The sequence below is a fragment of the Thioalkalivibrio sp. AKL7 genome (assembly GCF_000381705.1).
Classification (GTDB): domain Bacteria; phylum Pseudomonadota; class Gammaproteobacteria; order Ectothiorhodospirales; family Ectothiorhodospiraceae; genus Thioalkalivibrio; species Thioalkalivibrio versutus.
This window is the reverse complement of record NZ_KB906950.1, coordinates 1-12,230: the sequence shown is the minus strand read 5'-3', so window position 1 is coordinate 12,230 and position 12,230 is coordinate 1. Positions and strand designations below refer to the sequence as shown.

The 12,230-nt window shown below is 63.4% G+C and carries 12 protein-coding genes, 1 tRNA gene and 1 pseudogene; 10 read left to right on the top strand and 4 right to left on the bottom strand.

Annotated features, from left to right (window positions below; all coding sequences use genetic code 11):
* Window positions 1-13: 13 nt before the first annotated feature.
* Window positions 14-1,363 carry a Do family serine endopeptidase gene (locus G315_RS0107040; protein ID WP_018175883.1) on the top strand — a complete coding sequence of 450 codons (1,350 nt, stop codon included), beginning with the start codon at window positions 14-16 and terminating at the stop codon, window positions 1,361-1,363.
* 365 nt (window positions 1,364-1,728) lie between these two features.
* Here G315_RS0107040 and G315_RS0107035 read toward each other — a convergent pair whose 3' ends face one another.
* The gene (locus G315_RS0107035; protein WP_018175527.1) at window positions 1,729-2,166 is read right to left on the bottom strand and encodes a molybdenum cofactor biosynthesis protein MoaE; all 438 of its coding nucleotides are present in this window, start codon (window positions 2,164-2,166) and stop codon (window positions 1,729-1,731) included.
* A gap of 1 nt (window position 2,167) precedes the next feature.
* Window positions 2,168-2,401: a molybdopterin converting factor subunit 1 gene (moaD, locus tag G315_RS0107030; RefSeq protein ID WP_018144868.1), complete on the bottom strand. Its 234-nt coding sequence runs from the start codon at window positions 2,399-2,401 to the stop codon at window positions 2,168-2,170.
* A 45-nt stretch (window positions 2,402-2,446) separates the two neighbouring features.
* Here moaD and moaC point away from each other — a divergent pair, with 45 nt between their 5' ends.
* The 7 genes from moaC to G315_RS14550 all read left to right on the top strand — a co-directional run bounded on the left by moaC (window position 2,447) and on the right by G315_RS14550 (window position 8,325).
* Window positions 2,447-2,935 carry a cyclic pyranopterin monophosphate synthase MoaC gene (moaC, locus tag G315_RS0107025; protein WP_018144867.1) on the top strand — a complete coding sequence of 163 codons (489 nt, stop codon included), beginning with the start codon at window positions 2,447-2,449 and terminating at the stop codon, window positions 2,933-2,935.
* Window positions 2,932-5,112 carry an AsmA family protein gene (locus tag G315_RS0107020; RefSeq protein ID WP_018175528.1) on the top strand — a complete coding sequence of 727 codons (2,181 nt, stop codon included), beginning with the start codon at window positions 2,932-2,934 and terminating at the stop codon, window positions 5,110-5,112. The genes moaC and G315_RS0107020 overlap by 4 nt, the downstream gene beginning before the upstream one ends.
* 51 nt (window positions 5,113-5,163) lie before the next feature.
* On the top strand, window positions 5,164-6,222 hold the full coding sequence (mutY, locus tag G315_RS0107015) for an A/G-specific adenine glycosylase (protein ID WP_018175529.1): 1,059 nt from the start codon (window positions 5,164-5,166) through the stop codon (window positions 6,220-6,222).
* Window positions 6,206-6,481, top strand: a complete 276-nt coding sequence (locus tag G315_RS0107010; RefSeq protein ID WP_038032041.1) for an oxidative damage protection protein — start codon at window positions 6,206-6,208, stop codon at window positions 6,479-6,481. The genes mutY and G315_RS0107010 overlap by 17 nt, the downstream gene beginning before the upstream one ends.
* 111 nt (window positions 6,482-6,592) lie before the next feature.
* Window positions 6,593-6,668 (top strand) — tRNA-Phe (locus G315_RS0107005).
* Between the two features lie 30 nt (window positions 6,669-6,698).
* The gene (gene def, locus G315_RS0107000) at window positions 6,699-7,235 is read left to right on the top strand and encodes a peptide deformylase (protein WP_018175530.1); all 537 of its coding nucleotides are present in this window, start codon (window positions 6,699-6,701) and stop codon (window positions 7,233-7,235) included.
* Between the two features lie 616 nt (window positions 7,236-7,851).
* Window positions 7,852-8,325 carry a hypothetical protein gene (locus G315_RS14550; RefSeq protein WP_155986092.1) on the top strand — a complete coding sequence of 158 codons (474 nt, stop codon included), beginning with the start codon at window positions 7,852-7,854 and terminating at the stop codon, window positions 8,323-8,325.
* A 974-nt stretch (window positions 8,326-9,299) separates the two neighbouring features.
* On the opposite strand, the gene G315_RS0106985 is transcribed toward G315_RS14550, so the two are convergent.
* Both G315_RS0106985 and G315_RS14545 read right to left on the bottom strand, forming a co-directional pair.
* Entirely contained in the window at window positions 9,300-9,857 is a 558-nt protein-coding gene (locus tag G315_RS0106985) for a zinc ribbon domain-containing protein (protein ID WP_018175533.1), read from the bottom strand.
* A 93-nt stretch (window positions 9,858-9,950) separates the two neighbouring features.
* Complete coding sequence (locus G315_RS14545; RefSeq protein WP_155986091.1) at window positions 9,951-10,238, bottom strand: hypothetical protein; 288 nt, start codon at window positions 10,236-10,238, stop codon at window positions 9,951-9,953.
* Between the two features lie 913 nt (window positions 10,239-11,151).
* On the opposite strand from G315_RS14545, the gene G315_RS0106980 reads away from it, so the two are divergent.
* A complete protein-coding gene (locus tag G315_RS0106980; protein WP_026304726.1) occupies window positions 11,152-11,565 on the top strand; it encodes a (deoxy)nucleoside triphosphate pyrophosphohydrolase in 414 nt (137 codons plus the stop codon).
* Window positions 11,562-12,230, top strand: a pseudogene (locus G315_RS14160) (DUF3427 domain-containing protein); the annotation flags it as partial. The gene G315_RS0106980 and the pseudogene G315_RS14160, both read left to right, overlap by 4 nt.

Below are 12,230 nucleotides of genomic sequence, written 5' to 3'. Positions count from 1 at the left end.
TCGAGGATCGCCCATGCGTCGGCTGGTTCCCCTTCTGATCCTGGCCCTGGCCCTGCTCGGGGCCGCACCGGCCGCCGCCCAGCTCCCGGCCGCGGTGGACGGTCAGCCCCTGCCCTCCCTGGCGCCCATGCTCGAGCGCACCATCCCCGGGGTGGTGAACATTGCCACCCGCGCGCGGGTGGTGGAGTCGGTCAGCCCGCTCTTCGACGACCCCTTCTTCCGCCGGTTCTTCGATGTCCCCGAGCGTTCGCGTGAGCGGGAACGCCAGGGTCTGGGCTCCGGCGTGATCGTGGACGCCGAGGCCGGCACCATCCTGACCAACAGCCACGTGATCGCGCGCGCCGACGCGATCCTGGTCACCCTCTTCGATGGCCGCCAGTACGAGGCCGAGGTGGTGGGCACCGACCCGGCCACCGACGTCGCCGTGATCCGCATCGACGCGGAGGACCTGCAGGCGATCCCGCTGGCGGACTCCGACGCCCTGCGCGTGGGCGACTTCGTGGTCGCCATCGGCAACCCCTTCGGCCTCGGCCAGACGGTGACCAGCGGCATCGTCAGTGCCCTGGGCCGCAGCGGACTGGGTGGTGACGGCTTCGAGGACTTCATCCAGACCGATGCCTCCATCAACCCTGGCAACTCCGGCGGGGCGCTGGTCAACCTGCGTGGCGAGCTGGTCGGAATCAATACCGCCATTCTCGCGCGCGGCGGGGGCAACATTGGCATCGGCTTCGCGATCCCCGCCAACATGGCCAGCCAGATTCGCGACCATTTGCTGGCGGAGGGTCGTGTCGAACGCGGCGCGCTGGGCGTGGAGATGCAGGATCTGACCCCGGCGCTGGCCCAGGCCTTTGAGTTGGATATTTCCCAGGGCGCCGTGATCACGCGGGTGGTGCGTGGATCCGCCGCCGAACGCGCCGGCCTCCAGAGCGGAGATATCGTGCTGCGGGCGGACGACCAGCCGGTGCGCAGCGCCGGCGACCTGCGCAACCGGCTCGGCCTGCTGCGCGCCGGTTCCGATGTGCGCCTGGATGTCCTGCGCGACGGGGCCGAACAGCGGATCGTCGCCCGCCTGGATCGCCCCGAAGAGCGGCGCATCGAGGGCGCGGCCGTGCACCCGCGGCTGGAGGGTGTTCGCTTGTCCGAGGCCACCGGGCGCGACGGGGGCAGTCGCGTGGCGGTGATCGCGGTCGAGCCCGGCACCCCGGGGGCGCGCGCCGGCCTGCGCGCGGGCGACGTGCTGCTGGCCATCAACCGCCATCGCATCCAGCGCCTGTCCGACCTGCCGCAACAACTGGCCGCACACCAGACCCTGGAGCTGCAACTGCGTCGCGGCAACCAGACCCTCTTCCTCACCCTGCGCTGAAGACCGGCCGTGTTCCAGTGCGCCCGCGCGCAGCTCCGTCACCCGGCACACCGCCGTGTCCACTGTTAAGCCGGCCTGATCCTCCGGCTCACCCCCGTCATCCCGGCCGGAGCGAAGCGGAGAGCGCGGGATCTCCCGCGCTGGAGCCTCCGCGGACGCCCGGGTCATCTCCGGCGGTGGAGATCCCGGATAACCGCTGTGCGGTTTCCGGGATGACGATGTGGGGGTGGCCGGGATGCCCCATGTCCTGAGCTGGGCCCCGTGGGAGCCTGCTTGCAGGCGAATGCTCCTGCCAAAGTCGGACGCGGGCAGGGGCGTTCGCCTGCAAGCAGGCTCCTACCGGGGATGCGAACAGGGCGGTGGGGTCAGAAGCCCGGGGTGTTTTTCTCCACCCAGCGGCTGCTGCCGTCGGTGAGGGTCTCGCGTTTCCAGAACGGGGCCTCGTGCTTCAGGCGTTCGAGGATGTCACTGCAGGCGTCGCGGGCGGCGATGCGGTGGGCGGACCAGGTGGCCACCAGCACCAGGGCATCGCCGGGACGCACATCGCCGACGCGGTGGGCCACATGGCAGCCCAGCAGCGGCCAGCGCGCCTCGGCCTCGGCGACGATGCGCTCCAGCTCGCGCTCGGTCATCCCCGGATAGTGCTCCAGGAACAGGCCGGTCACGTCCTCGTCCTCGTTGAAGTCGCGCATGCGGCCGACGAAAACGCTGGCCGCGCCGCGGGCGTTCGCCGGGATGGATTGCTCGGCCTGGCGGACGACCTCCCAGGGGTCGAAGTCGCGGGTGTGGATCTCGACCGCCACCCTAGCCCCCGGTCACCGGCGGGAAGTAGGCGACCTCGTCGCCATCGCGCACCGGGGTCTCCAGGCTCGCCTGTTCCTGGTTGACCGCGGCCATCAGGCGTTCCGGGGGGGCATCCTGGTGCAGGTGCCGCCACAGCTCGCCGACGGTCAGGCCTTCTCCGGGCAGGGCCACTTCTTCGCCCTGGCGGCCCAGTTCCTCGCGCAATCGCGCGAAATAGTGAACGCTTACGGTCATTCCGGCCCCTGTAAACATGACTGCGAGTCAAGCATTATAGCCGGCATGAACGAATTCACTCACTTCGATGCCGAAGGCCATGCGCACATGGTCGATGTTGGCGAAAAGTCCGTCACCCATCGCGTGGCGATCGCCGAGGGCCGGATCCACATGCAGCCGGACACCCTGCAGCGCATCCGCGAAGGCCGCCATGCGAAAGGGGACGTCCTGGGTATTGCCCGCGTGGCTGGCATCATGGGGGCCAAGAAGACCGGCGACCTGATCCCGCTTTGCCACCCGATCGGCCTGACCCGGGTGGCCCTGGATCTGGAGACGGAAGACACCGCCGTGCGCGTGCAGGCCACCTGCGAGGTGCACGCCCAGACCGGGGTGGAGATGGAGGCGCTGACCGCCGTATCCACTGCGCTGCTGACGGTTTATGACATGTGCAAGGCCGTGGATCGCGGCATGCAAATTGATGGTGTTCGCCTGCTCGAGAAACGCGGGGGCCGCAGTGGCACCTGGCGGGCCGAACCGAAAGGAGATTCCGAATGAAATGGATCAAGCGCCTGCTGGGCCTGATCGCCGTACTGATCCTGCTGGCCATCATCGTGGCCGCCTACCTGCTGATCACCTTCGATGCCAATGATTACAAGGAGCGCATCGAAGCGGAGGTGCAGGAAGCGACCGGGCGCGAGCTGACCCTCTCCGGGCCGATCGGCCTGACCCTGTTCCCCAGCCTTGGGCTGCGTCTGGAAGAGGTGCGCTTCGGCAATGCCGAGGGCTTTGGCGACGAGCCGTTCGCCGAGGTCGACGTGGTGGATGTCGCGGTGGCGGTGATGCCGCTGCTGCGCCGCGAGCTGGAGGTCCAGCGCGTGCAGGCCGACGGCGTGCGTCTGAACCTGGCGCGTGACGAACAGGGCCGCAACAACTGGGACGACCTGCTGGATCACGCGGGCGCCGCCCGCGACGAGGCCGTGGGTGCGGATGACGACGAGCGCACCACGACCGAGACCCGGCTGGCCCTGCAGCGCATCGACGTGGCCGGAATCTCCCTGACCAATGCCCGGGTGCACTGGGATGATCGCGAGACCGGCATGCAGGCCACCCTGGACCCGTTCGAGCTGCAGATTGGGCGCTTCCGCCCGGGCGTCGAGACGCGGCTGGATCTGGAAGCGGTCGTGCGCGCCGAGGGCGGCGATCTGGCCGAACCCGTGGAGCTCGCGCTCGACCTCGGCGGGCTGATGAACGTCGACCTGCTCAACGAGCGCTACTCCGTGCGTCGTCTGAACGCCACCCTGGGCCTCGACGGTGGTGGCTTGCCGCGCGCCGTGGGCATGACCCTGGAAACCGATGTCGCCCTGGAAATGGCCGACGCGATGTCCCTGCGCCTGGAGCGTCTGACGCTGGGTGTCGCCGGCGTGCGCATGACCGGGTTTGCCGAGCTGTCCGAGCTGGATGGCGAGCAGCCGCAGATCCGGAGCGAGATGCGCACCAACACCTTCAACCTCAAGGACGTGTTGACCGACCTGGGAATGGACGCCCCCAGAACCAGCGATCCGGATGCCCTGGCCCGGGTTGCCCTGGACCTGTCCGCCCACGGCAGCTTCCAGGCGTTGAACATGGACCCGTTCCTGATCACCGTGGATGACGCCATGCTGAGCGGTTCCGCGGGCTGGGATGGCCGCGGCGAACGTCCGCTGATTACCTTCGATGTCTCCGGCGAGCGCCTGAATCTCGACCGCTACCTGCCGCCGGAAGTGGAAGAGGCGCGCACGGAAAACGGCAATGGCAATGGCGAAGCCGACGAGGATATCGCCATCGAGTTGCCGCTGGAGGCCCTGCGCAGCGTCGATGTGGATGGCAGCGCGGCGCTGGGCCGCCTCGACGTGATGGGCATGGTCCTGCGCAACATCGAGCTGCAGATCCGCGCCGAGGCGGGCGACTGGAATATCCAGCCCCTGAATGCCGCGGCCTACGACGGCGAGCTGAGCAGCCGCCTGCGCCTGGACGCGCGCCACGATGCCCCGCGCTACGAGCTGGCAGCCGACCTGCAGGCCCTGGATATCGGGGCCCTGCTGGAAGACTTTCAGGGCGACGATGCGCGCCTGATGGGTACTGGCAACCTGGAGCTGGACATTGCCACCCGGGGCGAGCTTCTGAGCGAGCTGAAGGGTGCCCTGAACGGCTCCGGCAACATGCGCTTCGAGGATGGCGCCGTTCGCGGCATCAACGTGGCCCAGATCATCCGCCGGGCCGAGGCCCGTCTGCGCGGGGAGTCGCTGGAGGAGGAAGAACCCAACCAGACCGATTTCAGCGAACTGACCGGCAGCTTCACCATTCGCGACGGCATCGTGCGCAACGAGGACCTGGCGGCCAGCTCGCCCCTGCTGCGGGTGAGCGGCGAAGGCCAGGCCGACCTGAACGACGACACCCTCGACTACCGCGTGAACAGCACCGTGGTCGGCACGCTGGAGGGCCAGGGTGGCCGGGAACTCGACGATCTACGCGGCGTGACGCTGCCGATCCGCATCAGCGGCACGTTCACCGACCCGAGCTTCCGTCTCGACCTGGAGGACGCCCTGCGGGACCGTTACGAGGGCGAGGTCCGCGAACGCGTGCAAGAGGAAGAGGATCGTGTCCGCGAACGCCTGGACGAGGAAGAAGAGCGCGCCCGCGAGCGCATTGAGCAGGAGTCCGACCGGCTCCTGGATCGCTTCCGCAGTCGCTGATCACCCGCGGCGCCCGCCCCCGGTGCGGGTGCCGCCATGGTCGATTCGCCCATGAACGCCTTCGCCGAGCGGCTGCTCGCCTGGTTCGATCGCCACGGCCGCCAGGACCTGCCGTGGCAGCATCCGCGCACGCCCTATCGGGTGTGGGTCTCCGAGATCATGCTGCAGCAGACCCGGGTGGAGACCGTCGTCCCCTACTTCCTGCGCTTCATGGAGCAGTTCCCCGACGTGCAAAGCCTTGCCACGGCCCCGCAGGACGCTGTGCTGCACCAGTGGTCGGGGCTTGGCTATTACGCCCGTGCGCGCAACCTGCACCGCGCCGCACAGGTGGTGGTCGAGGAACACGGGGGCGTATTCCCCGCCGAGCGCGCGGGCCTGGAACAACTGCCGGGCATCGGGCGCTCCACCGCCGCCGCCATCATCGCCCAGGCGCACGACGTGCCCGAGGCCATCCTGGATGGCAATGCCAAGCGCGTACTCGCCCGTCACGCGGCGATCCACGGCTGGCCGGGCAGTACCGCCGTCCAGCGCGAACTGTGGGCCGAGGCCGAGGCGCGTACCCCTGCCACACGCTGCGCGGATTACACCCAGGCGATCATGGACCTGGGCGCCCTGCTCTGTTCTCGCAGCCGCCCCGCCTGTGAGGCCTGCCCGGTGCACGCGGACTGCGGCGCCGCGCAGCAGGGCCTGACCGGCATGCTGCCTTCGCCCCGGCCGCGCCGCGATCTGCCCACACGCACGCGTTGGGCCGCCTGTCTGCGGGCGCCGGAGGGTATCGCGTTGATCCAGCGCGAACAGGACGGTATCTGGGGCGGGCTCTACAGCCTGCCCGAGGCCGAAACCGCCGAGGCCCTGGAAGACTGGGTGCTCGTTCAGTGGCCCGGTGCTACCCCGTCCGGTGCCGATCACGGGCTCCAGCACAGCTTCAGCCACTACCGCCTGGATCTGCGCATCCGGCCCTTCGACCTCCCGGCTGGCGCGTGTGGGATCATGGAAGGGAACAGGGTGATTTGGTATAAACCCGGCACATCACGGGCGGTCGGCATCCCGGCCCCCATCCAGCGTTATCTGCACGACGACAAGGATCCCGGCAATGGCACGAACCGTTAACTGCGTGAAACTCGGCAAAGAGGCGGACGGGCTCGACTTCCCGCCCTATCCCGGCGAGATGGGCAAGAAGATCTACCTGAACGTGTCCAAGGAGGCCTGGCAGGCCTGGCTGAGCCACCAGACCATGCTGATCAACGAATACCGCCTGACCCCGGTCGACCCCAAGGCGCGCAAGTTCCTCGAAGAGGAAATGGAGAAGTTCCTGTTCGGCGACGGTTCGGAAAAGCCGGAAGGTTTCGTCGACCCGAACGCCTCCTGAGTCGCAGTTTTCCGCGGCTCGTATCGATCTGGCGGTCCCGCGCGCTTGACGTGGGGCCGCCGGACGGCTTTAATACCGCCCTTCGTCCGCAGGACGATTCCCCCGAAGTATGGCCGGGTAGCTCAGTCGGTAGAGCAGGGGATTGAAAATCCCCGTGTCGGCGGTTCGATTCCGTCCCCGGCCACCATTATTTCCCCCTTGTGGCACCATCTTTCCCATGAGCGTTCGCCATATCCTGCGCATGGGACACCCCGACCTGCGTCGCGTCTGCGACCCGGTACCCGAATCCGATTTTGACAGGCCCGACCTGCACGCCCTGGTGGACGACCTCGTCGACACCATGCACGCCAACGAAGGGCTCGGCCTGGCCGCCGCCCAGATCGGTGTGCCTCAACGCGTTGCCGTGATCGAGATCGAGCCCGGTAACAGCCGCTACCCCGATGCTGTGCCCACCGGCCGCCTGGTTCTCGTCAACCCGGCCGTGACCGTGCTCGACCCGACGCCGCAGCGCTACTGGGAAGGCTGCCTCTCCGTACCCGGCCTGCGTGGCGAAGTTGCGCGACCGCGGCACATTGCCGTGGACTACCGCGAGCCGGACGGAACGCCGTGCCATCTGGAGCCCGAAGGCTTTCTCGCCACCGTCTTCCAGCACGAGATCGACCACCTCGACGGCAAGCTCTACATCGACCGCCTCACCGACACCACGCGCCTCGCCTTCCTCGACGAATACCGCGAATTCCACGCCGCTGACTGACGGTGCGGATGATGAACTGCTACCGCTTTACGTTCGCACTTCCAGGCGAACCATCCACTCCGTCCTGGATTCCGGGACGAATCTCTATACGCAACTGATTTGCCGCTCAAAAAGGCTTAACAATCTGGTCTGGAGCCGGTGAAAGACCGTTTTTTCGCGCAAGATGCGGCGAGAGTGACCCGTCAGCCAGGACGTGGCGTTTAAGCGGTTAAAATCGCTGGCAAGCCCGAAATAAGGGATAAGGATGGATTGCGTTCATGGATCAGCAGCTTATTGTGGTCCGACCCTATTAGCCGGGAACGGCGTGGTGGGATGCTTCAGAGAGGGACGCCGCAGGGCAAAAGGCAAGGTTTGACCCCGTGGTCCACGTATGCGCTCAGCCCCTATTCCAGCTCGAAGGCACACTCATAGCCCCATAGGTAGCATGTCCACCACGGCGGTCGCTCCTGCTCCCCGTTGTCGGGCAGTTCACGAGTGTTCATTGGGCGGGACACCCGTTGCACGACTGGATCAGTTCCATGCAGACCGGGTTGCTCGGGTTTTCTAGCTTCAACGCGTATGCTTTCTCATGGAGAGTTCATCCATTGAGACCCACATAAAGAACCTAGGAGATCGCATGAAAAACCGGGCCCCTGTAGCAGTTGGTCTCGCCTTGCTTCTTGCTGCGTCAGCTCCACTGCACGCGGCAAACGAGTTTCAGTCGAGAGGTCATATACAAAACGATCGTGGTCAGAACTGCACCTACATTCAGACGACCGACCACAAGAGTAGATACTTTCACGAAACATTAACGGGTCGAGTTGGCACAATTACCTTTGACGATCCGGGGTGCATGTCAGAACACGACGTGGGGATGGATACTAATCTGATGATGATCAATAACATCATTTCTCGCTGGTACTCGCATCGTGATGCGGACTTTAAGACGAGAGCCGATGAGCTTTACCCGGGGAGCATGATGCAGAAAAGAGGATACTGCATTCAGTCGAACAAATACCCGGCTATCGGGATTACAGTGGATTATGAGATTCGTGACGCATCGATTGTACGTGTGAAGCACGGTAGCAGCGTCCAGGGGTGCACGCGCTAGCAGGTTGTTGAGTTTCAAAGGGGGGGGTAAAAGTGAAGCGTATAATGACATTGGTGGTATTTTCTTTTTCGGTTACCGCACTTCCTGCTTGGGGAATGCAAGGAACTACGAATGAAGGTTACGTTGCATGCCTTCAGGAGCAATGGATCCAAGATATGGTGTCATTCGTAGGTGCAGACGATATGGGCAGCTTCGAGGCCTACATAGAACAGGGGCGCTGCGTGGTCATGCAGGGAGGCCAAAAAGTAACCGTCACTGATAGCCCCGGGATGTTTGGCGGCCGAACGGGATTTGTCTTTCGAGGTACTAAGTTGTGGACCTTGAGGGAGGGGATTAGCTACGGGCAGTGAGAAAGGTCCAAAGAAGTCTCCCCGGGACGGCCCAGCGGGAGGTTACCCGCGACTTCCTCTGGCCTCCCTCCAGATGATGCCGGGGCCCATGCTAAGAATCCCCGCCGTTACCGCCCCATCGGGCGGCTTCACTGGCATACGCAACCGTCCCTCGTTTAGGCGCCGCAGGGCTACCAGGTGAAGCGCGCGGCCACATTCGGCTGCACCGACGGGCCGATGTTGCCCTCGATCTGCGCCACGTCGAGGGCGTGAAGACCAGATTGGCACGACGAAAGAGCGAGATGACGAGGCTGTTTTGGTTTATGCTGGTTAACGGTTGGTTTATCGCGTAGGGGGGGAGAGCCCTAGGTAGGCCGCCGAAGGCAGTTAAATTGAATTTCAAGGGGGAATGAGTATGAGGATCTTGATTCTAGCCGCTGTAGCAGTGTTTATGAGTCTTCCAGCATTGGCTGGGTCTGGCCCTGTAACCATGGGGTCTGGCTATCAGACTGACACCGTGTTTCATGGTGGCGGTTGTCGGAAGAGTTCACCGCCCGGCCAGTGCTGTCATAAAAATCATTCGACGGGAAGAGTGCACTGTCACTAAGGGCAAAAGGCAAGGTTCGACCCCGAAGTTCACGAAGTTCAGATCTGCTTCAGATACGTTATCAACTCTCTGGCCGCCTGCAAGGCGGCCTCAGCCTCGTCTTTGTTCGCGTGTCCGCCCCTGTGGACTATAGAGTTCCGTTTCTCGGAAGCGCTTTTGAACCGCGGCCAGAAGTACTGTCCCTCGAGTTCCACACCGGTGAGCGCGTTGTAGAGCTTTCGGTGCTTATCGTTCGCAAGGTTATGTCCGTTCATCAGGCCATCTACGGCTTCGCCCAGGGTCTCCAGATTCTTGGCCGAGTACGCAGCGTCGAAAGCGCGTTCGGCAGCAACCTCACAAGCCATTAGCAACGTCACGATCGAAATGTTGAAGTGCCCCTGATCAATCAGGCTCCGAGCAATGGTCAGCAGCGCGTTTGGGTACGTGACGACGGTAGCGGTAACGCTAGCTGAAGCGGTGACCGAATCCGTTATCTCAACTGAAAAATTCCTGCGAGTCGAGCCGCACCTGGGACAGGGCTGACGCTTCTCGACAGAAGTGCTACCCAGCTCAGTGAGCGTTTCACCACAATTCCCACAGACAGTCGAATCTGCCATGGCTTCCTTCCTTCTATAAAAGGGACGACTGGGCCTGTCCAAAACTTCACGGAACAGCTTGCCGAAAATGTTTGATAACGCGTCTGTCTGGGCCTAACGTCCGAACTCAGGTGACCGCTGGCGCGTCGCTCCTATCGTCGCGCTGCGCCAGCGGTCACCTGAAGTGCCGTGTTGGGGCAATTGTTTATGCTTCGCAAGATACTCACCGGCTTTGCCACTCTCAATCGCCTCAAATATGTGTTCTTTCGCTTCGTCAATAGTGGAGAAAACCAATTTTCCTTTGGCGCCATTCATCGCAATACGATATGAGCCATCACTTGACATTATAACGACGGAAATCTTTTTTGTTTGATTTTGTGTATATTTCCGCTTAATTTCCATCTGCTTGATTGAATGAATCGTCTTTTTCTGTCTTCATGGCGTTTTTTTGAGTCGGCGAGGTTCGAAGCGACCTCTGTGTCCGTCGAGGAGTCACAACAGTATGTTCCGACCTTCATAGTGCCCCATCTGTCATGAAACACAAAGAATTGGTGACGTAAACTACTGCCACATAACTCACAGGTGCCAATAAGATCGCCCAGATCATCATAACCAACGTATTCCCAGCCGAACCTAGGAGGTATTATCCCATGCTCTGCCGCATGGCATCCCTTGCATAGCGTAGCGCAGTCCGTGTATGCATATTCCCACGGGAGTTTGTTTGGAATATAGCGCTTGTTATGAACTTGCAAGTAAACGTCTGGCTCGCCGCGCCCACAGACACTACAAACGCTGCCATCTAGCTCAATGACTTCGTCTCTAAAGTCCTTCCAATGTTTTCGAGCGTATCCTTTCATTCTCTGATTATCGCCCTAACATTAGATTCGAGGGCGTCAGTCATATTGGTGATATGCGGGTTCTGCATGTTGCCCCGGGGGTCTCGTGTTTCAGGTAAAGCGTTATTGGTAAACCATTCTTTTATCATGGTAGTAAGTGTCGCGTCGAGTGGTAGCGCGCCACACACGCTCGGACCAGGATTAATCGGCGTTTGGTGATGTCTTACATCGGTCTGTCGGTCGAACGTGGGTGAGACTCAGGGGAAGGTTTGCGGGTGGAATGGTTCGGCTCGAGACGGGGATATCCGCGGTACGGGCGTTAGATAGCACGGTCCTAGACAGAAACGGGATATCACCGTTATCCCGGAATTGGCGTAACCGGGAAGAGAGAGCAGGCGGTCTCTGGGAGTTGGGGGTTCTGCAGTAGCCGTGGCGGCGTTCCCTGGTACGATCCGGCTAGAGTAAACGGAGAGCCGGTGTTGGAAACGCTCACGGAAGTGAATCAGGCGGTGGTGGTCTGCGGCATTCTGGAGGATGCACAGGGGCGTATCTTTCTGGCGCGTCGCGGGGCCGATCAGGCGCTGGCGGGATGTTGGGAATTCCCCGGGGGCAAGGCAGAGCCGGGCGAAAGCCTGGAGGCTGCGTTGTGCCGCGAATTCCGTGAAGAGCTCGCGATGGAGATACGGGTGGGGGAAGAGGTCGGGCGCACACCGATTCCGGGTAATGGGGGCCTTGAGCTGGTGGCGCTGCGGGCGTGGACGGAAGATGAGAGCCCGGTGCTGACGGTGCACGATCACTGGTGCTGGTTGTCGCCATTGGAGGCTCAAGGGCTCGAGCTTGCGCCTGCGGACATCCCATTGCTCGAAGCCTTTATTGCCGCACGTTCCGGATGAGCCGAGATAACGCCGCCAAATCCCTGTCCGGTGCCCAATGGGTCGGTCTGCATGAACGGTTGGATACGCCTCGGGTACGGCAGGCGCTGGAGGCCTTGGGGCTGGAGGAGCACGCCCGCTGGAGCCAGGGCCTGGAGGGCGACGATCTCGCGATGAGCCTGGTCGCCGAGCTGGCCCAGCGGCTCGGGGAGCGCGCGGGTGAGCTGCGCGAGAAGGGACACGAGGACTGGACCCGGGCCGTGCAGGGGCTGGCGGATGCGCTGGCTGCGGCGGGGCATCCGCTATCCGGGATCGAGGAAGACCTTCCCCGGCCGCCGTTTCGGCAGTTGTTGGAGGTGCGCTCTCCGGCTGCCGACCAGGTGGGGCAACAGGAGACACCGCGGCCGGACATACCGTTGGCGCTGTCCAGCCTGCTCACCGGGTCCGATCGCACGCCGAGTCTGGTGACGCAGATCGAGAAGGAGCTGGCCAGTGCGGAGCGGGCCGATTGGCTGGTGTCCTTCATCAAGTGGAGCGGGATTCGCGCCCTGCGCGAAACGCTGAAGCGCTTTACCGAAACCCCGACCGCTGATGGCGCACCCAGGCTGCGGATCGCGACGACCTCGTACCTCGGGGCCACGGATCTGAAGGCGATCGAGTTTCTGCTAAGCCTGCCGAACACGGAG

Bases quoted from the DNA above. Each gene is read 5' to 3' on its own strand.
- moaD (WP_018144868.1), bottom strand. From the start codon at position 2,401: ATGACCGTAAGCGTTCACTATTTCGCGCGATTGCGCGAGGAACTGGGC.
- def (WP_018175530.1), top strand. From the start codon at position 6,699: ATGAGCGTTCGCCATATCCTGCGCATGGGACACCCCGACCTGCGTCGC.
- mutY (WP_018175529.1), top strand. From the start codon at position 5,164: ATGAACGCCTTCGCCGAGCGGCTGCTCGCCTGGTTCGATCGCCACGGC.
- G315_RS0107020 (WP_018175528.1), top strand. From the start codon at position 2,932: ATGAAATGGATCAAGCGCCTGCTGGGCCTGATCGCCGTACTGATCCTG.
- G315_RS0107010 (WP_038032041.1), top strand. From the start codon at position 6,206: ATGGCACGAACCGTTAACTGCGTGAAACTCGGCAAAGAGGCGGACGGG.
- G315_RS0106985 (WP_018175533.1), bottom strand. From the start codon at position 9,857: ATGGCAGATTCGACTGTCTGTGGGAATTGTGGTGAAACGCTCACTGAG.
- moaC (WP_018144867.1), top strand. From the start codon at position 2,447: ATGAACGAATTCACTCACTTCGATGCCGAAGGCCATGCGCACATGGTC.
- G315_RS0107040 (WP_018175883.1), top strand. From the start codon at position 14: ATGCGTCGGCTGGTTCCCCTTCTGATCCTGGCCCTGGCCCTGCTCGGG.
- G315_RS14545 (WP_155986091.1), bottom strand. From the start codon at position 10,238: ATGGAAATTAAGCGGAAATATACACAAAATCAAACAAAAAAGATTTCC.
- G315_RS14550 (WP_155986092.1), top strand. From the start codon at position 7,852: ATGAAAAACCGGGCCCCTGTAGCAGTTGGTCTCGCCTTGCTTCTTGCT.